Source organism: Rhizobium sp. RCC_161_2, from assembly GCF_041355235.1.
Lineage (GTDB): Bacteria > Pseudomonadota > Alphaproteobacteria > Rhizobiales > Rhizobiaceae > Rhizobium.
The window spans coordinates 1-21,603 of sequence record NZ_JBFUPL010000026.1; the positions used below are offsets into that span (position 1 = coordinate 1).

At 58.9% G+C, this 21,603-nt stretch carries 20 protein-coding genes and 7 pseudogenes; 9 read left to right on the forward strand and 18 right to left on the reverse strand.

Going from position 1 to position 21,603, the window contains the following annotated elements; translation table 11 throughout:
• Nucleotides 1-84: 84 nt before the first annotated feature.
• Nucleotides 85-339, reverse strand: a complete 255-nt coding sequence (locus AB6803_RS32095) for a hypothetical protein (protein WP_371112640.1) — start codon at nucleotides 337-339, stop codon at nucleotides 85-87.
• A gap of 385 nt (nucleotides 340-724) precedes the next feature.
• Between AB6803_RS32095 and AB6803_RS32100 the strand changes: the two genes are divergently transcribed.
• The 3 genes from AB6803_RS32100 (at nucleotide 725) to AB6803_RS32110 (ending at nucleotide 3,257) form a co-directional block, all read left to right on the forward strand.
• Nucleotides 725-1,312: a hypothetical protein gene (locus AB6803_RS32100; protein ID WP_371112659.1), complete on the forward strand. Its 588-nt coding sequence runs from the start codon at nucleotides 725-727 to the stop codon at nucleotides 1,310-1,312.
• A gap of 836 nt (nucleotides 1,313-2,148) precedes the next feature.
• On the forward strand, nucleotides 2,149-2,298 hold the full coding sequence (locus tag AB6803_RS32105) for a hypothetical protein (protein WP_371112641.1): 150 nt from the start codon (nucleotides 2,149-2,151) through the stop codon (nucleotides 2,296-2,298).
• Between the two features lie 59 nt (nucleotides 2,299-2,357).
• Nucleotides 2,358-3,257 carry a cytochrome c gene (locus tag AB6803_RS32110; RefSeq protein WP_371112657.1) on the forward strand — a complete coding sequence of 300 codons (900 nt, stop codon included), beginning with the start codon at nucleotides 2,358-2,360 and terminating at the stop codon, nucleotides 3,255-3,257.
• A 2-nt stretch (nucleotides 3,258-3,259) separates the two neighbouring features.
• On the opposite strand, the gene AB6803_RS32115 is transcribed toward AB6803_RS32110, so the two are convergent.
• From AB6803_RS32115 to AB6803_RS32170, 12 genes and pseudogenes are all read right to left on the reverse strand, one after another.
• Nucleotides 3,260-3,586 carry a cytochrome c family protein gene (locus AB6803_RS32115; protein ID WP_371112658.1) on the reverse strand — a complete coding sequence of 109 codons (327 nt, stop codon included), beginning with the start codon at nucleotides 3,584-3,586 and terminating at the stop codon, nucleotides 3,260-3,262.
• An 82-nt stretch (nucleotides 3,587-3,668) separates the two neighbouring features.
• A complete protein-coding gene (locus tag AB6803_RS32120) occupies nucleotides 3,669-4,547 on the reverse strand; it encodes a cytochrome c oxidase assembly protein (protein WP_371112642.1) in 879 nt (292 codons plus the stop codon).
• Nucleotides 4,535-4,843: a hypothetical protein gene (locus AB6803_RS32125; RefSeq protein WP_371112643.1), complete on the reverse strand. Its 309-nt coding sequence runs from the start codon at nucleotides 4,841-4,843 to the stop codon at nucleotides 4,535-4,537. The genes AB6803_RS32120 and AB6803_RS32125 overlap by 13 nt, the downstream gene beginning before the upstream one ends.
• Nucleotides 4,840-5,442, reverse strand: a complete 603-nt coding sequence (locus AB6803_RS32130) for a heme-copper oxidase subunit III (protein ID WP_371112644.1) — start codon at nucleotides 5,440-5,442, stop codon at nucleotides 4,840-4,842. The genes AB6803_RS32125 and AB6803_RS32130 overlap by 4 nt, the downstream gene beginning before the upstream one ends.
• Nucleotides 5,439-7,352 carry a cytochrome c oxidase subunit I gene (gene ctaD / locus AB6803_RS32135; protein WP_371112645.1) on the reverse strand — a complete coding sequence of 638 codons (1,914 nt, stop codon included), beginning with the start codon at nucleotides 7,350-7,352 and terminating at the stop codon, nucleotides 5,439-5,441. The genes AB6803_RS32130 and ctaD overlap by 4 nt, the downstream gene beginning before the upstream one ends.
• Nucleotides 7,349-8,338 (reverse strand): cytochrome c oxidase subunit II, encoded by a 990-nt coding sequence (coxB, locus tag AB6803_RS32140; protein ID WP_371112646.1) that lies wholly within the window; start codon nucleotides 8,336-8,338, stop codon nucleotides 7,349-7,351. Before coxB ends, ctaD begins: the two co-directional genes overlap by 4 nt.
• The gene (locus tag AB6803_RS32145; RefSeq protein WP_371112647.1) at nucleotides 8,335-9,033 is read right to left on the reverse strand and encodes a cytochrome c; all 699 of its coding nucleotides are present in this window, start codon (nucleotides 9,031-9,033) and stop codon (nucleotides 8,335-8,337) included. Before AB6803_RS32145 ends, coxB begins: the two co-directional genes overlap by 4 nt.
• Nucleotides 8,954-11,349: pseudogene (locus tag AB6803_RS32150) on the reverse strand (FdhF/YdeP family oxidoreductase). Before AB6803_RS32150 ends, AB6803_RS32145 begins: the two are co-directional and overlap by 80 nt.
• A 123-nt stretch (nucleotides 11,350-11,472) precedes the next feature.
• A complete protein-coding gene (locus tag AB6803_RS32155) occupies nucleotides 11,473-11,709 on the reverse strand; it encodes a hypothetical protein (RefSeq protein ID WP_371112648.1) in 237 nt (78 codons plus the stop codon).
• Nucleotides 11,699-12,283 carry a DUF2934 domain-containing protein gene (locus tag AB6803_RS32160; protein ID WP_371112649.1) on the reverse strand — a complete coding sequence of 195 codons (585 nt, stop codon included), beginning with the start codon at nucleotides 12,281-12,283 and terminating at the stop codon, nucleotides 11,699-11,701. The genes AB6803_RS32155 and AB6803_RS32160 overlap by 11 nt, the downstream gene beginning before the upstream one ends.
• 26 nt (nucleotides 12,284-12,309) lie before the next feature.
• Nucleotides 12,310-12,837, reverse strand: coding sequence for a DUF4142 domain-containing protein (locus AB6803_RS32165; RefSeq protein WP_371112650.1), 528 nt, complete (start codon nucleotides 12,835-12,837; stop codon nucleotides 12,310-12,312).
• A 164-nt stretch (nucleotides 12,838-13,001) separates the two neighbouring features.
• Entirely contained in the window at nucleotides 13,002-13,931 is a 930-nt protein-coding gene (locus AB6803_RS32170) for an NADP-dependent oxidoreductase (RefSeq protein WP_371112651.1), read from the reverse strand.
• Between the two features lie 195 nt (nucleotides 13,932-14,126).
• On the opposite strand from AB6803_RS32170, the gene AB6803_RS32175 reads away from it, so the two are divergent.
• Together AB6803_RS32175 and AB6803_RS32180 are read left to right on the forward strand one after the other, a co-directional pair.
• Nucleotides 14,127-14,744, forward strand: a complete 618-nt coding sequence (locus tag AB6803_RS32175; RefSeq protein WP_371112652.1) for a flavodoxin family protein — start codon at nucleotides 14,127-14,129, stop codon at nucleotides 14,742-14,744.
• A 55-nt stretch (nucleotides 14,745-14,799) separates the two neighbouring features.
• A pseudogene (locus tag AB6803_RS32180) lies at nucleotides 14,800-15,296 on the forward strand (UdgX family uracil-DNA binding protein); the annotation flags it as partial.
• Between the two features lie 215 nt (nucleotides 15,297-15,511).
• Here AB6803_RS32180 and AB6803_RS32185 read toward each other — a convergent pair.
• The 5 genes and pseudogenes from AB6803_RS32185 to AB6803_RS32205 form a co-directional block, all read right to left on the reverse strand.
• The gene (locus AB6803_RS32185; RefSeq protein WP_371112653.1) at nucleotides 15,512-15,808 is read right to left on the reverse strand and encodes a DUF3175 domain-containing protein; all 297 of its coding nucleotides are present in this window, start codon (nucleotides 15,806-15,808) and stop codon (nucleotides 15,512-15,514) included.
• Between the two features lie 50 nt (nucleotides 15,809-15,858).
• Nucleotides 15,859-16,173: a plasmid stabilization protein gene (locus AB6803_RS32190; protein ID WP_371112654.1), complete on the reverse strand. Its 315-nt coding sequence runs from the start codon at nucleotides 16,171-16,173 to the stop codon at nucleotides 15,859-15,861.
• A 338-nt stretch (nucleotides 16,174-16,511) separates the two neighbouring features.
• A pseudogene (locus AB6803_RS32195) lies at nucleotides 16,512-16,715 on the reverse strand (DUF2252 family protein); the annotation flags it as partial.
• 30 nt (nucleotides 16,716-16,745) lie between these two features.
• Nucleotides 16,746-17,264: pseudogene (locus AB6803_RS32200) on the reverse strand (DDE-type integrase/transposase/recombinase); the annotation flags it as partial.
• Nucleotides 17,260-17,421: pseudogene (locus AB6803_RS32205) on the reverse strand (alpha/beta hydrolase); the annotation flags it as partial. The pseudogenes AB6803_RS32205 and AB6803_RS32200, both read right to left, overlap by 5 nt.
• Nucleotides 17,422-17,426: 5 nt before the next feature.
• Here AB6803_RS32205 and AB6803_RS32210 point away from each other — a divergent pair.
• The 4 genes and pseudogenes from AB6803_RS32210 to AB6803_RS32225 all read left to right on the forward strand — a co-directional run.
• Nucleotides 17,427-17,660: pseudogene (locus tag AB6803_RS32210) on the forward strand (hypothetical protein); the annotation flags it as partial.
• Nucleotides 17,661-17,688: 28 nt separating this feature from the next.
• Nucleotides 17,689-18,722, forward strand: a pseudogene (locus AB6803_RS32215) (IS3 family transposase); the annotation flags it as partial.
• A gap of 323 nt (nucleotides 18,723-19,045) precedes the next feature.
• Complete coding sequence (locus AB6803_RS32220; RefSeq protein WP_371112655.1) at nucleotides 19,046-19,243, forward strand: hypothetical protein; 198 nt, start codon at nucleotides 19,046-19,048, stop codon at nucleotides 19,241-19,243.
• Nucleotides 19,233-21,296: a recombinase family protein gene (locus tag AB6803_RS32225; protein ID WP_371112656.1), complete on the forward strand. Its 2,064-nt coding sequence runs from the start codon at nucleotides 19,233-19,235 to the stop codon at nucleotides 21,294-21,296. Before AB6803_RS32220 ends, AB6803_RS32225 begins: the two co-directional genes overlap by 11 nt.
• Nucleotides 21,297-21,603 lie beyond the last annotated feature (307 nt).

Here is a 21,603-nt window from a genome sequence, read left to right on the forward strand (position 1 = left end):
AGGGACGGTTGAAACATGGGTCAATTCTCAATGGAAATATCAGGCTGTGCCGGGTCAGCTCTCAGTGGAAATCAACAGTCACTCTCATCGCTGCTTCTTGTGAGGACATCGACGGCGGTAAGCATCGGAGGTGGGAAGCCACAGCACCCGGCAATCGATAGAGCAACCAGTGCCTTTCTCCAGAACATCACGCAGATATGCAACGATCTTCTGTTCCGCAATCGCCGAGACGACGCGGCGGCGATGCTCGACATAAGGATTGCCCAGCTTTTCGACCTGACCCGAATATGCTTCGGCGGCGAGCCGAAAGACTTGTATCAGTTGGTCGGTCGATTTCATCCAACACCCGCTTCCGCCCGCACTGGTTATGACGAACCATTTTGATTTCTAAGTGAGAGTGTGATGCAACTCTCCTGATCTATTCATCAATCGCTAACTTGACTTGTGTGCGAAGTGAGAACATTTGTAGAACAGGCTTGGGGAGCGTCATAGCGGGCAGCAACGAAAAATACGTAGCCTGCCATACCGGGAGCAACTATGGCAATCGAAGATCCGAAGTTCGACTCTTTGAAGGGATTCCTTTGCATGACGAAAGTCTGCGGCGGCTTGTGGACCCATGCACAGCATACGACGTTTCAGCGAGCATTTGTTTCTGTCATGATGAGCGGAAATATGACGGTAGGCTAGGAAACCATGCATACACCAGACTTGGGGGAAAGAGACGATGGGAAACATAATTCCTTTTAAAGGCGGACCTGTAGCTGCTCCTGCTGCGCTGGCCGACATGCTTACGATTAGCCAGAGCGATGCAAAGGCATTCGATGATTTTGTTCGTTTCGCTGAACGCCATTGTTGCGATGATGTCAGCAACAAAAGCGGAGCCAAGTCGAGAGACCTGCGTTTGCATCTCGAGCGCATGCGGGCGCTGCTTGATACGTTGATCGATTATTCCGACAAGGAGATCGACCTTTCCTGGACAGCTCCGGACGAAATACGGATCGATGAAGCCGACTCGTTGCTGTTGTTTGCAGTCACCGGAAGATCCGGCCTTCATTTCCATAAGGTCAATATCTATAGTCTTCCCGACGACCTCTTCTTCGGCTCACTTGAGATCGCTGTCGATGCCAACACTGGCGAAACATGTGGGCTTGTTCGCATTCAACAGTGGCCGATTGATCTTATTGGTGGTCCGCGTTGGGCGCAGAATGAGGCCGATCTTGACGCCACGATTCAAGCCTTCATCGATGCCGTGCCGATATGGACGCCTATGCACGAGTTGAAAGACGCCCGAGAAGCCACCGAGCCGGAATGACGCCCCATGAGATCCAGCGCTTGGGTGTCGTGCAACGCACTCGGTCGCTCGACTTTCCTCGAAGTGATAGGCCACCATCGGCGGACCGCTATCCCAAAGGTACGACTCGCGACCCTGAAACAGTTTGTTCAAGACCTTGCAATCCTGGAGAAAACGACAGCCTGTCTCTCAGGCCCGGCTGCCTGAGCACGGAGCATCAGCATTTATGGGACAGGATAGAACGGAGTACGGCGCCCCACATATGCTTATGCTCCCTATCCTGCTGACCTTTGAAATAGTTACCCGCGCTCTTTGGGCGCCGCGTATCGCGGGTACCGATCCTTGCTCGTCAGGGGAGGCGCTGTAGGTTGTTGGAAAGCTCCTTGTGCCAAAGCCGAAATTGCGGAAGAGAGCGCCGAAGAAGTCGATTTTGCTATAAGAAATGTCCTCAAGAGCAAGTGGATCGATCAGAAAACGGCGTTTAAAGGCGCCTGCGAGGCGGTTTCGAAAGGTTTTCCTGTCAGACGGAAACGAAGGCGAGCCACTCGTGCTGGCCGCGTCAGAAGGAGAGGCTCGGTGGCTGCCACCTTCCAGGTCGCTGCCTTCAATTCGACCGAAGCGGACGGTCGCGACATCCACAGTGCGCCAAGGCTCCGTACCCAGCTGCGCTGAAGACTATTTGGGAACAAAGATCTGAAGGCGAAGCGTTTCGCGTGATTGCCGACGGTACCAGACGGGAACAACTATCGTAGTCGTTCTGGAGCTCCGCACGCCGGTGTCGTTTCGACCGTGCCAAGCGCCCGGCCGGAACTTTCACCTCTTGAGGCAGTTACTTTTCGATCACAGGAGAAGCGAACATGGGTATGAATTTAGCAAAGGATGGTGCCGCGGACACAACGGATCAATCGTCGCGCTGGGAGGGACCCCTGGAAAACACTCCCAGGGGCTACACCCGGGCGAACGACAACCTCGACATTTCCAACGTCTTCAAGACCAAAAACGGCTGATCTTGTCACAGTCGGGAGCTACGCGACCTCCGCCTTGCAAAGTTACGCTGCTATAGAAAATTGCTCTCGTGACCATTCTCTGCGCGGGCGTAGCGGCAGCGAGCGCGTGGTCACTAACTGCAGCCCGCCCGCCGTATTCACAAGGCGATCGCCAATTCGAGGGTGCGGGCGACGGCGCGCACGGGCAGCTGATATTCGCGGAGGGCGATTGCGCGTCCTGCCACGCGACACCGGGCCAATCCGATCGGCTGAGGCTGGGCGGTGGGATGGCTCTCGCCTCACCATTCGGGATCTTTCGTCCGCCCAACATTTCCCCCGATCCAATCGATGGTATCGGCGCTTGGACTGTAACCGACCTGGCCAATGCGCTTATGGAGGGTGTGTCGCCCCAGCACGAGCACTATTACCCCGCTTTCCCCTATACGAGCTTCACGGGCATGACTGCCGTCGACATCAGGGATCTCTACGCCTATCTGATGACGCTTCCCAAAGTGTTAGGACGGGTTCCGCCGCACGATCCGACGATCCTGTTCCGTATTCGCCGGTTCGTCGGGTTCTGGAAGCTGCTGTTTTTTCGTGAGGGCCACTCGGCTGCCCGGCTGAGCGGCGAGCTGGTCCATGATCGAGGCGCTTATCTCGTTGAAAGCGTCTCCCACTGCGCCGAATGCCACTCTAGCCGAAACGTCTTCGGGGTCATCAAATCCGACCCCCTATTTGCCGGGGGCATCGACCCCCAAGGCACAGGGTTCGTGCCCAACATCACGCAGACGGATCTGGGCAAGTGGAGCGAGCAAGACATTGCAACGATGCTAAAATCGGGCGACACGCCTGAACATGGCCGTGTTGGATCGTCGATGGCCGACGTTGTGACCAACACGGCCATGCTGCCCGACAGCGATCGAGATGCGACTGCGCGGTACATCAAGGCCCTCCCGCCTTTACCCACGCCTCATCCTTGAGCTCAGTGGTTGTAGAGATACGCGGCGAGGTCTCTCGCTTCCTTTTCCGATATACCCGTGTTCGGCATCGCCGTCTGTGGCGAAAAGATTTGGGGCGCAACGATCCATGCGACAAGGTTGTCGGAACGGTTTTCCAGCACGCCGGCGATATAGACATGTTTAGATAGCCCCGCTAGCGGCGGGCCGATCTGGCCATCCGCACCGGGTATGCCGGGGATCGTGTGGCAGCCGGAGCAGCCATAGCGGCGAAAGAGTGCGGGAGCGCGCCCTGGATCGCCCCCGCTTAGCGCGACAGCCGCGGCTATCCGCATCTCGTTTTCACGCACCATATTCGTTGTGATCAGCGCACCCAACCCAGCGACGACGGCGGCGGCTACCCAGGCAGCGCGGTGAAAGGCCGGAACGAGAGCGTCAGGCATTTTGCGCTCCTCTCTCGCTGGACCCGCGAATCCAGAATGCCAACATTGTCATCGCCGCGGCTGCATAGATGGTGCCGGCCGGCACCCACATGATCATGCCGGCCAGCTGCTGGTCTTCCAGAGGTGTCAGCCCCCAGGCTGCTGCGGCTTGCGTCTGGGCAGCATAAAGAACCCGCGGCGAGAGCGCCATCAGAGCTCCGAGGATGCTGGTGTGTACCATGGTCACAAATAGGTGCCAGGCGGCGGCACCGTACTCACTTTTCCAGACGACCGCCCACCAGAACAGGATTGCCGTTGCGAAAAAGCTGAGGTGCTGGAGGCGATGCATAGCGGTATTGGTCACGGCTGCATCAAACAGGAAGGGCAGGTGCCAGCCCCAGATAGCGATGCCATGTATAACGGTCGCGCTGGTCGACCCCGTGCACCAGTCCCATGACCGCCGGATAATGGGAGATTGCATAGCCGCGCCTAAGCCACGACGCGCCCGTCTCGGCAATCCCCATAGAAGGAGGCCGACCGGCCTCGCAAGCACGATCAACGGCGCCGCGACCGCCATGACGATCTCGTGCTCGATCATATGAAAGGTAAACAGGTGCTCTCCGAGCCAATGCAGTGGCGAGATAAGTGCGGCAGCCAGAGTCAGCATGCCGCCATAGAAGAATAGGCTTTGCCGGCGCATCGTCCCAAGCCGGCGCGCCCGACCCGAAAGCCTGACGATGCCGAACGTGTAGAGAACGGTAATCAAACCGATTGGCAGCACGATCCACGGATCGAATGTCCAGCTTGACGCATTCGTATGAGCATCGTCTCCATGTGCCAGCGCCGGGGCGGCCATCATAAGTGAGATCAAGATGCAGATCAGCGCTGACATGGATCCAGCAGCATCGATGCCGCTCCCTGCAATACCAGCGCAAAGACAAAGGCGGACGCGATCAGAAATCCCGCATCGACGACAAACCGCTCAGTCCGGCCGACGGGTCTTGGCGCGAGACGAGAGGCAGCGGCTCCCGCAATCGAAACCAACAAGAGGGCTGCGCAAAACACGGGCGTCCAAGGCACATGCTGGCGGCAATCGATATAGGGGGTGATCTGCCCCAGTTGGATCCCGATGGCCCAGGCCAGCGGCGGCACGGTAAGTCCGCCATATCGCATCCAGGTTCTAGTCATAAGCGCGGTACCCAATAGAGGCAGATATACATCGGCAACCAGGTCGCCACCACGAAGTTCCAATACATCGCGTTGTCGCTGACATCGCCGTAGCGGCGCGGGTTGTCGCCGTGCCTGGAGAACATCAGGCAGGTCAGCACCAATGTATCGATCAGGTCGGTTATGATATGGGTCGTATGAAGCCCAAGCATCACCCAGACGATCGAGCCATAGGCATTCTGGTCCCATGAGATGTGCATCGCCGGAAATTCGAAGATACGGATGATGAGCGGCGCAAGCCCCAGCAGGGACATGATGATCAGGCCGATGCGGACCTTCACCAAATTCTGTTGGCGTGCCCAGCGGGCAATCAGGATGTTCGGAAGCAGGCTGGCAACGAGCAACGCCGTCAACGCCGTTCCGGGCAGCAGATCTGGAAGCGGCGCATTCAACGGCCAGTGCGCTGCCAGGCTCATGAGGTAGAGATAGACGACGATCGAAAGCGCGAAGCCCGTGCCCTCGATCAGCATGAAGGCAAGCGTTCCCCACCAGGTCAGGCTTGCGGTGCCAAGCCCATGGGGGGGAAGTTTCGACAGATCGAGCACCACGGACTGTTTCATGCGTCGTCCTCCGGGGCGCCTTTTGGCCAGAACCAGCCGATCAGCGCAATCGACACAGGGATCGAGCCCCAGACCACCGCCCAGGGCGTGAAGATCGACCAGATCAGCAGCACCGTGGTTGCGAGTGCCGACCAGAGCGGCCAGATCGAATTTCCAGGCGATGATTCACGCGCTTCCGGAAGCGCTTCGACAACGCTGGTAACGAGCAGTTCGCGGCGGTCGACGGACAGCCCGGCCGCAACGGGAAGCGTTTCGGGATCATTGGACAGTGGTTCCAGGCTGCCGACGACCGGCAGCCGCGCGAAATTGTAAGACGGCGGCGGCGACGATGTCGACCATTCAAGCGTCGACGCCCCCCAGGGATTGTCCGGCGCGGCCGGACCTGAGACGGCACTGCGAATGGCATCGATAAAGAAGAGCAGGAAACCAGCCGCGAGGATGACGGCGCTCAGACTGACGAACATGTTCAAGCCGGACCACGGCATTTCCGGCTGGTAGGTGTAGATGCGACGCGGCATTCCCTGCAGCCCGAGGATGTGCATGGGAAAGAAGGTCAGGTTGAAGCCGGCGAATATCAGCCCGAAGACCCAGCGGCCAAGCGTCTCGCTCATCATTCGCCCGGTGATCTTCGGGAACCAGTAGTAGATCGCCCCGAGCAGAGGAAAGACTGCGCCGCCGACCAGAACGTAGTGGAAATGGGCGACGACGAAATAGGTATCATGAACCTGCGTGTCGAACGGCACGGACGCCACCATCACGCCGGTCATCCCGCCGACGACGAAGATCACCATGAAGCCGATGACAAATAGGAACGGCGTCTTAACGGCTGGTCTGCCGGCCCACATCGTTGCCAGCCAGCAGAATATTTGCAGACCAGCGGGAATGGCGATCGCCATGCTTGAGGCGGTGAAGAAGCTCTCCCCCAGGCGCGGCAGTCCGGCGACGAACATGTGATGGACCCACAGCCCGAAGGCCAAAACCCCCGTCGCGATCAACGCCATCACCATGGCGAGGTAGCCGAAGACGGGGCGTCGCGTGAACGTCGCAACAATCGTCGAGACCATCCCCACGGCCGGCAGGAAGATGATGTAGACCTCCGGATGGCCGAAGAACCAGAACAGGTGTTGCCAAAGCAGCACGTCGCCGCCTTCGGCCGGATTGAAGAAGTGCGTGCCGACCAGTCGGTCGAGGATCAGGGCTGTGCTGGCAATCATGATCGCCGGCATCGCCATGATGATCAGAAACGATGTCACCAGCATCGACCAGACGAACAATGGGATCCGGTCGAGAGACATGCCCGGCGCGCGTTGCTTGAACACGGTGACAACGATCTCGACGGCGACGGCCAGCGCCGAGACTTCGGTGAACGTGATCATCTGCGCCCAGATGTCGGCACGCTTTCCCGCAGCATATTGCGGTCCCGACAGCGGCACGTAGGCAAACCAGCCGACGTCAGGTCCGGTATCAACCGCAAAGGCGATCCACAACAGCAGTCCGCCGGCAAGATACATCCAGTAGGAAAACGCGTTGAGCCGCGGGAAGGCAATGTTGCGGGTGCCAACCATCAGCGGCACGAGATAGACAGCCATTGCCTCCATCACGGGAACGGCAAACAGGAACATCATGTTCGTGCCGTGCATGGTGAAAATCTGATTGTAGCGGTCGGGTCCGATAAACCGTGCTTCCGGCTGGGACAGTTGCAGCCGCATCGCCATCGCCAGCAACCCGCCGAGCGCCAGGAATACGAAGGCCGTCACGATGTAGCGGCGACCGATGATCTTATGGTCAACGGTCGAAAGGGCGCCCCAAAGCCCCGAAGGCGTCGACCAGGTCTCTGAAAGACGGCGGTCGAGTAGCACCTCGTCCAGTGCCGTGTCGCGCAGATCCTGTCCGTTATCCCTTGTGGTCATTTGAGGCTCTCCATATAGGCGGAGATATCCCGCAGCTCCACGCTGGTCAGCGGAACCATCGGCATGTTGTTGCCCGGCTTGAGGGTCTGCGGATCGGCAATCCAGGCCGCGAGCGACCCGCGCGTGGTTTCGAGAAGGCCGGCCGCGATTGTCTGACGGCTGCCGATATGGGTGAGATCAGGGCCGGTAGTGCCGGTGGCCGGCGTTCCGCGAACGGTATGGCAGGCAGCACACGGTTTTGACAGAAAGGCGACCTTTCCGGCGGCAGTGTCCGGGTCGGTCGGCATCACGCCGTTACCGCGTTGTGCCGTAATCCAGCGCTGATAATCCGCAGGCTCATCGGCAATGACAAGCATCGCCATATGGGTGTGCTGCAGCCCGCAAAACTCGGCGCATTGACCGCGATAGATGCCGGCGCGCTCCGCCCGCAGGAGAAGACTGTTGCTGCGGCCCGGCACGAGATCTTGTTTGCCCGCAAGGCTCGGCACCCAGAACGAATGCACGACATCGGCGCTTTCCAGCTGGATCCGAACATCCTGACCGACCGGGATATGGATCTCGTTGGCAGTCTGGAAGCTGAGCGCCGGATCGACGTCGGCATAAATGACCTGCCACCACCATTGCTGCCCTCTGACGGTGATCGTCAGTGCGACGTTTTCCGGCAGACCGATGCTGCGGGTGGTGTAAAAGCTCGCGACCGTTAGACCTGCTATGATAACAACCGTCGCTGCAACGGCACTGGCCACGATGATCGTCAAGAGCCGTTCACGCGGCCGGCCGCTGTCGCTGGACCGTTTTCGAAGAATTGCCCAGCCGAGCACGATCATCACCAGCAGCCAGACGACCGCGCAGATGATGGTTATGCCGATGATCAGATGCTCGACATGGATTGCGGGAGCGCCCTGGGGATCCAGTGCCGACTGGTTGCCGCTGCAGCCAGCGACAGCAGCAATGATCGGCAGCAGAAGGATGCGGGTGGTTCTCAAGGGGAAGGCCCCTGGTCTGGATGGGCGCCGACCGGTCCTTCGTTGAACAGGATCTTCGCTGGCGCCCGGTTTTCGGCCGGCCGCGTCTGGCGGTCGTCCTTGCGACCCGTCGCCGCGACTTTGGCCGAATAGGCGCCGATGGTCTGGACATAGCCGGCCAGTTGCCAGATTTGCTCGATCGTCATCCGGTCTTGAAAGGCAGGCATGCCGTGCGGGCGACCGTCGCGGATCGACGCAACGATCGACACCATCTCGGGGCCGTACAACCACCAACCGTCGAGGAAGGAAGGACCTATGTTTCCGCGCCCGTCGCCGTGACAGGCTGAACACCCGAACCAGGCATAGAGGCGCTGACCCTGGCTGAGATTATAAGCGTCGCTTTCGTAAGGTTTGCCCTCAGCAAAATAACTCTCGGGCGGCGCACCGCTGATGCCATTGGACATTAGCCGGAACCGGTCGAGATCGGCGGTGACAGGTGGATCGGTACGGAGTTCCCTTGGCTGTCGCATCCAACCGAGCAAGGCGCCCCCAGCGGCCAGTAGAAGAACGGCTGCCAGATTTGGCCACTTTGCGTCCCTGATCACCGTGAACACCATGCGCTCATCCGGCCGCCCTTCAGTCATGTGGGATCTCCGCGGATCGGCTGAGACGCACCGGAAGAAGCTTGTAGGAAGGTGTTTTTGATTTCGGATCATGGTGAGCCAGCGGAAAGAGCGGGTTCGTCTCCGGATAATACGCTCCGCAACAACCCCTGGGAATATCGTAAGGGACGATCCGCAACCCGTCACTCTGCGGACGTTGTTCGCATCGATCGCGGTGGTCATATCGACGCTCTCGCCATCGGCGAAGCCCAACCGAAGGATATCCTCCTGGTTCATGAAGACCACCTTGCGCGTGCCTTCCACTCCGCGAAAACGGTCGCTGTAGCCATAGATCGTAGTGTTGAACTGGTCGTTGGATCGCAGCGTCGCCAGGTGGAGGACGTCAGCGCTCTGCGCCGTCGAAAATTCCGGAAACAGTTTTTCCGGTGTCAGGAAATTCGCCTTGCCGCTCTTCGTCACCCATTTGCGCTCACGCGCCGGCAGCGGTCTGACAAACCCACCCGGCGTAAACAGACGTTTGTTGAAATCCTTGAACGTCTCCGGGTAGGTTTGCTCGATCGCATCACGGATCTCAGCATAGTCTCCGACCCAGCTTTCCCAGGGAACCTTGGTTTCGCCGAGCGTGGCTTTTGCGATGCCGGCGACGATTGCCGGCTCGGAGAGAAGCTCCGGGCTTGCCGGTTTGGTCTTGCCGCGCGACCCGTGAAAATGGGCGATGGAACTCTCCATCGATACGGCCTGCGGACCGGTCGCCTGCTCGTCCAGTTCGATGCGACCAAGACAGGGCAGCAGATAGGCAATTTCGCCATGGACGACATGGCTGCGATTGAGCTTGGTGGCGATCTGCACGCTTAGCCGCAGCTTGCGCCACCCGTCTTCCATGGCAGTCGTGTCGGGCACGGCTCTCAGGAAGTTGCCGCCGAGGCTGATGAAGGCTCGCGACTGCCCGCTCATGATTGCCTCGCAGGTCTCGACCGTTGAGCGGCCCGTCCAGCGTGGTGGTTCGAAGCCATAGAGTTCGGACAACTTGTCGAGGGGTGCCAGGCCCGGCTTCTCGGTGATGCCGACGGTCCGTTGCCCCTGGACATTCGAGTGGCCCCTAACGGCGCAGATGTTGGCGCCAGGTTTGCCGATGTTGCCGCGTAAAAGGGCCAGATTGCAAACCATTTGGACGTTCTGCACGCCCATGAGCTGTTGGGTGAGACCCATGCCATAGACCATCATTACCGCGTCCGATTTGGCGTAAGTCGCCGCGGCCTGTGTCATCTGATCACGGCTGAGCCCCGAAAACCGCTCCAGTTCCGCCCATTGGTGGCCGCGTGCGGCGTCAGCAAACGCGTCGAAGCCTGTGGTGTGCTCCTTGATGAAGTCATGGTCGAGAACATGCTTCTTGTCAGCGGCGGCAATCGAGGCGGCAAAGGCGACCATCGCTGCGTTGTCCGGATCTTTTGGTTTCCCGTCGTCACCAGCGACACGGCTGTGATGGGAGGCTTTCAAGGCATCGTCGGCTTCGATCAGCGCTTTGCACACGCCAAATAGCGCGGCGATATCGCCGCCGTTTTTGACCTGATAATATTCGGAGGAGACCAAGGTTTCCTTGCCCGTGACCATCTGCGCCGGCGCCTGCGGGTTGACGAAGCGTTCAAGGCCCCGTTCACGCAGCAGATTGAAGGTGACGATCTTCACACCACGATCGACGGCGTCCTGGAGGTCGTGGAGCAGGCGTGGAGACGATGTTCCGACATTCTGCGCGATGTAGAAGATGCAGTCAGTATTCTGGAAGTCCGACAGAACGGCGGTGCCGACAGACGCGCCGATACTTTCGGGGAGGGCTACCGAGGAGCTCTCGTGACACATGTTCGAACTGTCGGGCATGTTGTTGCTGCCGTACATGCGGGCGAAGAGTTGGTACATGTAGCTCGTTTCGAGCGATGCACGGCCCGATGTATAAAAGTCGACCTGATGTGGGTCGAGGGCGCGCAATTCCCGGCCGATCTCTTCGAAAGCCGCCGCCCAGGAAACCGGAACGTATTTATCCGTGGCGGGGTCCCAGCGCATCGGATGCGTCAAGCGACCTTGCTCCTCGAGGTCATGGTCGTCCCAAAGCTCCAGCGCGCGAAGAGGATGTTTGTCGAAGAATGCCCGGTCGGCCCGTTTTGACGTGATCTCCCAGGCCGTTGCTTTTGCTCCGTTCTCGCAGAATTCAAGCGGATGGGTTTTTGCCGGTTTTGCCCAGGCGCAACTCACGCACATATAGCCTTCCGGCTTGTTCTGCGTCGTGAGCAGCTTGGTTCCACGCAGCGCCACATGCTCTTTAAGAGTGATCTCGGCGACGGATTTTGCAGAACCCCATCCGCCCGCAGGTCCGGAATAGGGCTTGAGTTTGGGAGAGCGTGTTTTCGACGTCATGGATGCCTCAAGCGATACGACGAGGCGTGCCTTCCCGGCTAATGGCGCCTCGGTAACAGTAAACCTTCAATGTCGAGCCATGTTCCGGCCTGCGCCGGAAGGGCCTAGCTTTGCCTCTCAGCTCTATCCTCGAAACTCGCCCTCGTGCATGTCGCGCTCGTCGTAATTGACGTCCCAGTCCTTGGTGCCCTTGTCTTTGCCTGGCGTTTTCTTGTTGACGGTGGCGTCGTCGGAATGCGTGATCACGCGCGGCTTGGCGCTGCTGACACCGTTGTTCGATCCGCCAGCATGGTTGCGTTCGGACTGGCCTCGGGCGTCTTGCTCAATCTGGGTTTTGGATGGTTTGTCATTATTTGCCACGTTGATGCTCCTGAACAGTTGGGGCAACGGTTTCAATTGCGTCATCGGCTCGGATCTCGGCTACAGCCCGGTCCATCCCCTTTTCAGCCTTTCGGGCAAGAGTGCGGCGGCGGCGGGCGGCCGCCGGGCCATCCTGGGAGCGAGCGTCATCCGTCGCGGCCGTGCTCGTTGCGAGTTCGCCACTCCCGAGTTCGCCCCATGACGGATCCCATTCGACGCCTTCGACAAGATCGGCGAAGATCGGCTTGCCGCTGTCTCCATTGTGGGATTCCGCCAGCTTAAAAGCGGCTTCGGGTGCCATCTCTTCACCGGGAAATATCGAATCGTCTTCGCCGGCGTTGGCGATCTTGCGGACGTATCCGCGAACTTGATCACCGGAATGATAAAACTTGATCACCAGTGATCCGGGAGACGCTGCACCGGGGGAGTAAGGCATGTAGTGAGCGCCTCGTCCCGGAGCGTTGGCTTCGGCGTCAGCCGCCTGATACCAGTGCGCGAGATCCCGACCTTCCGGGCGCCCCTCGCTTTCCCAAATCTGGTAGGCACGCAGTCTTTTTTCCTCTTCGTCGATCATGACTTGCCTCCTGGATTTTCACAGCACTACTTGTTGAGGTCCTTTGCCATCATCAGATGGTGTTCCAGAGCAGGTCGGGTGCTCGCGGCCCAAGACTTCAAGTCGGCATTGTCGCCTTCGTCGCCATAACGCTTGAACAGATCGACCGCGTCTTCATGGACGGATTCCTGATCAGAGTGGTATTGCTTGTTGAAGTCCGCCCCCTTAAGCTCGTTCAGCTTGTCGAGCATGCTTTGCTGGCTGGAGGTCATGGCTGTCGGAAGCGGCGCCGTGAGCTTGCCACTGGTAACCAGCCCCTTGAGTTCGTCTGTGGTCTTTTGATGGTCTGTGACCATCTGCTGCGCGAAGGCTTTCGTTGCATCGTCACCGCGCTCCAAGGCAAGCTTGCTCGACGCGATCTCAAACATATCGCTGGTCGCAGCCTCCTGGACGAAGTCCTCGGTCTTTGGCGCAACCCCGATCAGGGAATTGACGCCGGTCTTTTCGGCTGCAGACTGAGCGAAGGCCGGACCTGCGAGCACAAGGGCAAGTGAGACGATAGCGAGGTGTTTCATGAGGATCTCCTGGATTGTCATAAGCGCAAAAACGGTTTGTCGACCTGAGTGTTCCGTGGAAAATCAACTATTGGCCAACATGAACGCCCGTCCGCGCCAAGAAACGATGAAGGAGGCGCACCGTTCGAAAGCTCGCTCGGTTCGCCTCGGTCGGGTCGCAGGCATCAGTCGACAACTTTCAGGACGACCTTGCCGCGGGTATGTTTATCCCTGAGAGCCGCCTGAGCCTCGGCGGCCTCCCGGAGCTCAAAGGTGCTTGCGATGACGACCTTTACCTTGCCCTGATCGATCAATTCCGCGATCTCCTGCAATTGGGCGCCATTCGGCTGGGCGGTGTACCTGCCGACGCGAATATTAAGTTCAGCGGCTCGCGCCTTGTGCGGTTCCTGGAGTGTGGAAATCAGAGCACCTCCCGGCTTGATGACGGCCAAGCTTCGCTGCTGGGTCTCTCCGCCGATCAGATCGAACACCAGATCGACCGGCTCGACGAGGTCCTCGAACCTTTCAAGCTTATAGTCGATCATCTGGTCGGCACCGAGATCAGCTGCAAACTCTTTGTCATCGGCCGATACCGTGACCGCGACCCAGGCGCCTTTCGCCTTGGCGAACTGGATGGCGAAATGCCCGACGCCGCCTGCACCACCGTGAATGAGGACGCGTTGGCCGGAACGAAGACTGCCGTGATCGAAAAGGCCCTGCCACGCGGTTATCCCGGCAAGCGGCACCGCGGCCGCGCCGATCGCGTCGAGCGACTTCGGCATGGCGGCCACCTCGTCCGATTTTGCGAGAACAAACTCCTCGTATCCGCCGTGTTCCGGCGACAGAAAGGCAAAGACCTCGTCGCCGATCAGGAAGCTGGAGACATCATTGCCGGCCGCCGCGATTTCGCCGCTGACATCGCGGCCAAGCACATAGGGAAGATCCTTCTCGGTGACTACAGGGTATTTCCCCTCACGCATCTTCGCATCGACCGGGTTGACGCTCGCAGCAAAGACCTTGATCAAAACTTCGTCGGCTGCAGGGGTAGGCCGGTCGATTGCCTCGATCTTCATGACCTCCGGCCCACCAAAGCGTTGAATGCGCAAAGCTTGCATGATGAAACTCCTTCGCTCGGGATTCTTGGTTCCTCAAGCGGAAACAGCACCGCGAAGCGATTGTTCCCACCTGGATGGCAGGCAGGGAACAACTTGCCCGATGATTGGGTTTCGCCTTCTGCGAGCCAGAGGCATCAATACCCACCGGAAATTTAACGGACGGAGTGTCTGGCGACCCTTACGACAGGAGCAACCATGTCATTGAAAGCACTTGCCTTGAACGGCACATTGAAGCCCTCGGATTCTTCCGAGGCATCCTCCACCGGCAAACTGCTCGAGCTCATTGCCGAAGAGTTCAAGCGGCACGGCGTCGAAACCGAAACGATCCGGCTTGCCGATCACAACATCAAGCCGGGGGTGACCTCTGATGAAGGCGAAGGCGACGCCTGGCCGGATATTCGCAAGAAGGTTTTGGAGGCCGATATCCTGCTCGTCGGCACTCCCATCTGGCTGGGTCAGCCAGGAAGCGTCTGCAAGCGGGCTCTCGAGCGTATGGACGCATTTCTCGAAGAAACAGACGATCAGGGCCGTATGGTTTCTTACGGCAAGGTTGCCGCGGTTGCTGTGGTCGGCAACGAGGACGGCGCTCACCACGTTTCGGCGGAGGTCTTTCAGGCCCTCAATGATGTCGGCTTCACGATCCCGGCCAATGCCGTGGCCTACTGGGTCGGCGAGGCAATGGGATCGACGAACTTCGTCGATCTGAAAAAGAACCCTGAGGCCGTTCAGACGATGATATCCACGCTGGCGCGCAACACGGCGCATCTCGCCAAGCTCCTGAAGGAGTCCCAATATCCGGGGGAAGAAGGGTAGTGGTCGATGTCGACGATCGCAGAAACCCGCATGGCACGCATGCCACCAGTCTTCGCAGGGGCCGTCCAAGGCAAGGTTTATTTTTGTGGGTGAGCAGCCAGGGGATCATGAGGACGTTGCCGGCAATCTTTCGTCGGCCCGGCGGGCAGGCTGCTCGACGAATGCCTTGAAGAGGCCGGCGTCGATCGTTCACTCTGCTACGTGACCAATGCGGTCAAGCACTTCAAATTCGAACAGCGCGGCAAGCGCCGCCTTCATGCGAAACCCAACGCCGGTGAGATACAACGTTGCGCGTGGTGGCTGGGCGGCGAACTTGATCTCCTACGGCCTGACCTAATCGTGGCGCTCGGTGCGACGGCCCTCTACGCTTTGATGGACCGATCGGTCGGACTGACGAAGGAGCGAGGCCATGTCCTATAGGCAGCAAATGGCATGAATGTTCTCGTGACCATCCATTCGTCCTACCTGCTTCGCATACGCGATGACGATAATCGCGAGAGCGAACGACGGCGCTTTGTCGGTGACCTCAAAGGTATTCGCCCCCCAACCTGAATCCTTAAATGATGGCAGCAACGCGAAACGCTCAAGGATCGAAGGTGCCGACGGCTGGGCGACGGGACCAGCCGGCAGCGACCGCCTCGTCGGTGATTGTTAAAAACGATGCCTCCAAGGCCTGCTGGGTTCAAGGTCATCGTCGCGGGGATTGTCACCCGGCGGCTTTATCATCGGCACGATCACTATACTCCAGCATCAAGTCGGGCGGCCGGTCAGCGCTTCGGCTGCTTGCCGAAGTCTTTGCGCAATTCGTCCTTGGCCCGGTCCAATGTCGCCAAGCGCGATTTGGACAGCTGCTTGCCGGCACGATTGACATAAAAGGTGAGCATCGACATCGCAGACTGAAATGGGCTCGCCTTTCGCCGGGGGCTTTCCTCGGCGGACTGTTTGAGCGAGTCAGCGATCTTCTTGGCGCTACGTTGCTTGAACACCCCGCCTTCGAGGTCCATCGCGTCGCTTGTGTCGGTCACGTCCTGCGACCATTTCTGCTTTGATTTCTTCTTCGGCATGGGAACCTCCTTGAGGTAACGGCGCCATCGGTGATGACGCCGTTACCAAATCAATGATGAGCGTGGTGCTCGTTGCGTTTGCGGGTTGCAGCGGCCTTTTTGGCTGAAGCAGAACGCTCTTCCTTGGTTCGCGATGCAGCCGCTGCACCGCCCTTGCGCCCGCCTCTTTCGGAGGAGGCGTGGTTTTCGGCGTGACCACGGCCGGAGCCAGATTTCTTACCGCCACCGCTTTCCTTGTTGACGGTCGCCCAAGCTCGGCGCTCGGCTTCTTTGTCTGAAACGCCACGATCCTCGTAGCCTTCCTCGATATGTTCGGCCTTGCGCTTTTGCTTATCGGTGTAGGCTGACTTGTCACCCTGGGGCATGGAACATCTCCTCATCTGAATGTTGATCAAGAAGAACTACGGGTTCACAGCAAAGTTCCCCAGCCAAATTGATCATAGCGCGGGCGACCCTATGTTAGCCGCATCGATGCCCTGCGGCGTTTTGGCCGGCCCTTTCTCGCAAGCAGAACCAATGCGGACAGGCGGGGTTTGTTGGCATACCCCTGACCACGATATCGAAAGGTATTCTCCATGACGCAGACCGTTGGCGATTTCATCGTTTCCCGCCTTCGCGCCCGGGGCGTCAGGCGCATGTTCGGGACAGGCACTACGTTGCTAAACTGTTTTGCTTCGGCTTCTGGCTTGAATGCCGCGCCTTACCCATCCATCCTGCGTTCCAGCATGAGGGCGGCGGTCACACCTGGAAGATCAGAACTGCGTGCCGCCATTGCCAGCGACGGGGCGAGCCTAACCAGGTCGAGGGCGGGATTGCCGATGACCGTCTGGTCGAAGTCACGAATTTGCACGGCCAAATCCCCGTTCTTGCTTGCAACCGGGCCCAGATTGCCGGCGTGAACCGCCCCGACTTTACCGGAGACCGTTTGGTTGTTAAGTTATGCGGCCATAGCTGGTGCGTCCAGCATGGCATAGTATGGTTCCTCTGCCTCTGCCTCTGCCTCTGCCTCTGCCTCTGCAGGCGGGATATTCCCGATGGGCTCCAGAAGACGGCGGTGGTTGCACCAGTCGACCCATTCGAACTCCACGGCTTCGAAGTTGCGCCACGGTCCTCGCCAATGGATCACCTCGGCCTTGTAAAGACCGTTGATCGTTTCGGCGAGAGCATTGTCGTAACTGTCGCCAACGCTTCCGACAGACGGCTCGATGCCCGCCTCCGCCAGCCGTTCGGAATAGCGAATGGACACATATTGCGAGCCGCGGTCGGAATGATGAACCAGCCCGCCGCGTTTGACGGGCCGCCGATCATGAAGCGGTTGGTCGAGGGCATCGAGCACAAAGCCCGCATGGGCCGTTCGGCTTGCCCGCCAACCGACGATACGGCGGGCGAAGGCATCAATGACGAAGGCCACGTAAACGAAGCCCTGCCAGGTCGCGACATAGGTGAAATCGGATATGCGCGACGTCGCCCATTCCGTCGGTATACTGGAATTTCGTGGTTTCGAGCGTGACCAGACCGGCGAGCGCTTCCCGGCGTTCCGGCGTTTTCTCGGCCCAATAGGCCTTGATCGGATCCCAGAATGCGGCGAGACCTTCGGTATAGGCGTTGCCGTTCTACACGATCAGCGCTTTCAAACTGGCGCAGCGACCACAACGTTCATCGACCACACTCTGGACTCGGCTGGATGATACCTGCCGAGTTCGCTCAGACAATCAACGCGCGACGTGATGCGGTGCTGCGCAGCCGAAATGGCTTCGCACCGCAACCCGCCGCTACCGCCACAAATACCAAAACCAAAATGACGTCCCCCCAACAATTTAGGCCATTTGGAACTGGAATTTTCCACTTATGATCCCTGATGGGAAGAAGAGGAGAATTCGATGAAGGCCTCGAAGTTTTCGGAAGCGCAGATCGCATTCGTGCTGAAGCAAGCGGAAGATGGAACACCGATCGGCGAAGTCTGCCGCAAGGCGGGAATTTCGGACGCGACGTTTTACAACTGGCGCAAAAAATACGCTGGGCTGATGCCGTCGGAGATGAAGCGGCTGCGGCAGCTCGAAGAGGAGAATGCCAAGCTGAAGCGGATTGTCGCCGACCTGTCACTGGACAAGGCCCTGCTTCAGGACGTGCTGTCAAAAAAGCTCTGAGGCCTGCTCGCAAGCGCAAGCTTGTCGACACGGTCAAGGTGGACTGGAAGGTCTCGATCCGGCGTGCATGTTCCGTTTTGAAGATCGATCGGTCGCTGTATGTCTACAAGTCCAGGCGCGGCGAGCAGGCCGAGTTGAAGCTGAAGATCAGGGACATCTGCCAGACGCGAGTGCGTTACGGTTATCGTCGCGTTCATGTCCTGCTCAAGCGCGACGGGTGGCCCGTCAATCCGAAGCGAATCTATCGGCTTTACAAGGAGATGGACCTCCGGCTCCGCAACAAGGTTCCGAAGCGACGGGTCAAGGCGAAGCTTCGCGCCGATCGCACGGAACCGACTCATTCCAACCATGTCTGGGCCATGGACTTCGTTCATGACCAGTTGGCCACCGGTCGCAAGATCAGAGTCCTGACGGTGGTCGATACCTTCTCGCGCTTCTCGCCAGCAGTCGATGCACGCTTCAACTATCGAGGCGAAGACGTGGTACAGACGCTTGAGCGGGTATGTCGGCAGGTCGGTTATCCCGCCACCATTCGGGTCGACAACGGCAGCGAATTCATCTCCCGAGACCTTGATCTCTGGGCCTATCACAAGGGCGTCGTGCTCGACTTCTCGCGGCCAGGCAAGCCGACCGACAACAGCTACATCGAAAGTTTCAATGGCAAGTTCCGCGCCGAGTGCCTGAACGCCCATTGGTTCATGTCTCTTGACGACGCACGCTTGAAGATGGAGGATTGGCGTAGAGAGTACAACAGGGCGACGGAACACCCACGGGACCGAGGTTCGGGAGCTTTTATATCCGTGGCATCCCTGGTCTGGGCGGCTTGTCCATATCCATGGACTGGTGGACAAGGGGTCTGCCGTGTTCCGCTGCAGCCTTTCGGGTTCGACGTCATGCCGGTTGCTCGAAGTTCCGGTGTGGATGTTTGACCGAACACTGAGTGCACGGTGGTTGGCCTTGCCAATTGCGTATGCCGATTTTGCTTGCCTGCTTGCTTTGGCAAAGTTGCTGGAAGAGGCAGGCACTCCGTCACAAGGCGCGGATATGAGCGCAGCATTGATCTCTCACGAAACGAGTCGGGGAGATGTCCATGCCACGCCAGTTTACGACATATCAGTTCGATCTGTTCTCGATCACACACAGCGGGAAGACACCAGCGATGCCGCAATGGCAGACGTTGCCGGAAGGAACACAACAGGCGTTGACGACACTCATCGTGCGGCTGCTCGTCGACCACGCCAACGGCGAGAGCGCCTCCCAGTCGAAGGAGGCCGGTCATGATGCATGAGAAGATCAGCGCCCACCATCTTGAGCGCAAGGCCATTCTGTACGTCCGACAATCATCGGCTCATCAGGTTCTGCACAACCGCGAAAGTAGCGCCCTTCAATACGCCATGCGTGACCGCCTGACGGCACTTGGCTGGTCGCAGATCGAAACAGTTGATGAAGATCTTGGCCGTTCGGCAGCCGGAGGCGTAACCCGCGCCGGTTTCGACCGGATGGTTGCCGAGGTCTGTCTTGGAAAGGTTGGGGCGGTTGCAGCACGAGAGGTATCGCGCTTTGCCCGCAACAGCCGGGATTGGCAACAGCTCATTGAGATGTGCCGCGTCGTCGACACTGTTCTGATCGACCAGGAAGCGGTCTATGCGCCGCGCCAGGGTAATGACCGCCTGCTTTTGGGGTTGAAGGGCAGCCTCAACGAGTATGAACTGGATCTCTTGCGCCAACGTTCTCTTTCCGCCCGCTATGAGAAGGCTCGCCGCGGTGAGCTTGTCGTTACTGTCCCGATTGGATTCTTGAAAGCCGGTGACAGGATCGAGAAGGATCCCGACCGGCGCATTCAGGAGGCCATTGTGCTCGTCTTCAACAAGGTTGCCGAACTCGGCAGTGCGCGGCAGGCGCTGCTATGGTTCCTTGAGCAGGGCCTGGACCTGCCGGTCAGGCGCGCCAATGGCGAGGTCACCTGGCGCAGGCCCAATTACGCAACCATCCATCGGATGATTGAGAACCCGATCTACGGAGGCGCGTATGCTTATGGTAAGAGTCGCTCCGTGCCGGGATACGATGGCCGATCCGGAATTCGCCGCAAGGCGCGCAATGAATGGCTGGCCTTGATCCCGGATGCCCACGAAGGCTATGTCAGTTGGGAACGGGCGGAGGAGATCCGCAAGATGGTCAGCAATAATGTGCCTGCCAGCCGACATCACGGGGCGCCGAAGCATGGCGACGCTCTGCTTGCCGGCCTTTTCCGTTGTAAGAGGTGCGGGCGGAAGCTGACGGTCCGCTACACTGGAAACAATCATAACATTCCTCGCTATTCCTGCTGGCGTGGCCTGCTCGACAACGGTGAGCCTCGCTGCATCGCCTTCGGCGGCCTGCGGGTCGACGATGCGATCGAGGAGATGCTGCTTGGCGTCGTTGGACCGGGAGCCATTGCTGCTAGCGCTGAAGCAGAACGCAACATAGCCAACCGTCGTGATCAAGTTCACGACGCCCTTCAGCGAGATCTCGAGGCGGCGAGCTTTGCGGCCGATCGGGCATTCCGGCAATATGACGCTGCTGATCCCGAGAACCGGCTGGTGGCATCGGAGCTCGAGGCGCGCTGGAACAGCGCTCTCTCTCGCGTTGGCGAGATCGAGAATAAGATTGCCAGCCACAAAGCTGCAATACCGCAAGTGTCGTCATATTCCATGTTGGATATCGGCGCTCTTGCCGGAGACCTTCGCGCCGTCTGGTCGGCGCCGGCAACCGATACCAGACTTAAAAAACGGATCGTGCGCACGGTCATTCATGAAGTGATTGCCGATCTCGACGATGTGGCTTCCGAGATCGTCCTTGTCATCCATTGGGCTGGTGGAGTTCACACCGAACTGCGACTGCCGAAGCGACGTCGTGGCCAAAGAAACGCTACGCCCGATGACCTCATTGAGGCAGTACGGCAGCTCGTACTCATTGCCAACGACGACCTGATTGCTGGCATACTCAATCGCAATGGATTGACCACCGGCAATGGCAATCGCTGGACAAGGGAACGCGTCACAGCACTCCGGTCGTACCGCAAGATCCCGGTCTACCGGCCGCAGTCAGACGGGATAGAGCCTTGGCTCAATCTGGGAAAGGCGGCGAAGCTACTTGGCGTTACGCCAAAAACTTTGAGGATCGCATCGGAAGCAGGTGAGATCGAGGGCCTGCATCCCTTGCCGGCCGGCCCCTGGATCTTCAGTCGTTCAAAGCTTGAACTCCCGCAAGCAAAACAGCTCGTCGATCGCGCGCAACAGAACCCCAGATACCCCGCGGGATCGCCCAAAAATCAAGGAAACCTATTTACTTCAACAACATAGAAAGATGGGTGTTATGAAACAGGATTGTATAACGAGTTCCGGCCACACAGCGCGATCGGCAACAAGGTGCCGATTTCGCTCATGAATGGCTCATCGGCACCCCCGCCGAGCTGAGCCTTAACCCCGGAAAACTCCAGCTCCCGCTGGCCCAAAATCGGGGAGCACGTCAAAAACCAGCTGGAGCGAACTCAAAATTGGATAAAACTTGGGGGCAAGGTCACTCCAATTCGTCAAGGCGAGCGAATTAACCTCACCTCCACTAATCTTCCAGCCTGAGCGTTCGGCGCTGGGGTCCAAAAACGGCGAG

What these genes read in the sequence shown, in the direction of transcription:
- AB6803_RS32220 (WP_371112655.1), top strand. Translation starts at nt 19,046, where the DNA reads ATGCCACGCCAGTTTACGACATATCAGTTCGATCTGTTCTCGATCACA.
- AB6803_RS32130 (WP_371112644.1), bottom strand. Translation starts at nt 5,442, where the DNA reads ATGAAACAGTCCGTGGTGCTCGATCTGTCGAAACTTCCCCCCCATGGG.
- AB6803_RS32160 (WP_371112649.1), bottom strand. Translation starts at nt 12,283, where the DNA reads ATGATCGACGAAGAGGAAAAAAGACTGCGTGCCTACCAGATTTGGGAA.
- AB6803_RS32125 (WP_371112643.1), bottom strand. Translation starts at nt 4,843, where the DNA reads ATGACTAGAACCTGGATGCGATATGGCGGACTTACCGTGCCGCCGCTG.
- AB6803_RS32185 (WP_371112653.1), bottom strand. Translation starts at nt 15,808, where the DNA reads ATGCCGAAGAAGAAATCAAAGCAGAAATGGTCGCAGGACGTGACCGAC.
- AB6803_RS32095 (WP_371112640.1), bottom strand. Translation starts at nt 339, where the DNA reads ATGAAATCGACCGACCAACTGATACAAGTCTTTCGGCTCGCCGCCGAA.
- AB6803_RS32170 (WP_371112651.1), bottom strand. Translation starts at nt 13,931, where the DNA reads ATGCAAGCTTTGCGCATTCAACGCTTTGGTGGGCCGGAGGTCATGAAG.
- AB6803_RS32120 (WP_371112642.1), bottom strand. Translation starts at nt 4,547, where the DNA reads ATGTCAGCGCTGATCTGCATCTTGATCTCACTTATGATGGCCGCCCCG.
- AB6803_RS32175 (WP_371112652.1), top strand. Translation starts at nt 14,127, where the DNA reads ATGTCATTGAAAGCACTTGCCTTGAACGGCACATTGAAGCCCTCGGAT.
- ctaD (WP_371112645.1), bottom strand. Translation starts at nt 7,352, where the DNA reads ATGACCACAAGGGATAACGGACAGGATCTGCGCGACACGGCACTGGAC.
- AB6803_RS32190 (WP_371112654.1), bottom strand. Translation starts at nt 16,173, where the DNA reads ATGCCCCAGGGTGACAAGTCAGCCTACACCGATAAGCAAAAGCGCAAG.
- AB6803_RS32165 (WP_371112650.1), bottom strand. Translation starts at nt 12,837, where the DNA reads ATGAAACACCTCGCTATCGTCTCACTTGCCCTTGTGCTCGCAGGTCCG.
- AB6803_RS32145 (WP_371112647.1), bottom strand. Translation starts at nt 9,033, where the DNA reads ATGATCCGAAATCAAAAACACCTTCCTACAAGCTTCTTCCGGTGCGTC.
- AB6803_RS32115 (WP_371112658.1), bottom strand. Translation starts at nt 3,586, where the DNA reads ATGGTGCGTGAAAACGAGATGCGGATAGCCGCGGCTGTCGCGCTAAGC.
- AB6803_RS32225 (WP_371112656.1), top strand. Translation starts at nt 19,233, where the DNA reads ATGATGCATGAGAAGATCAGCGCCCACCATCTTGAGCGCAAGGCCATT.
- AB6803_RS32105 (WP_371112641.1), top strand. Translation starts at nt 2,149, where the DNA reads ATGGGTATGAATTTAGCAAAGGATGGTGCCGCGGACACAACGGATCAA.
- AB6803_RS32100 (WP_371112659.1), top strand. Translation starts at nt 725, where the DNA reads ATGGGAAACATAATTCCTTTTAAAGGCGGACCTGTAGCTGCTCCTGCT.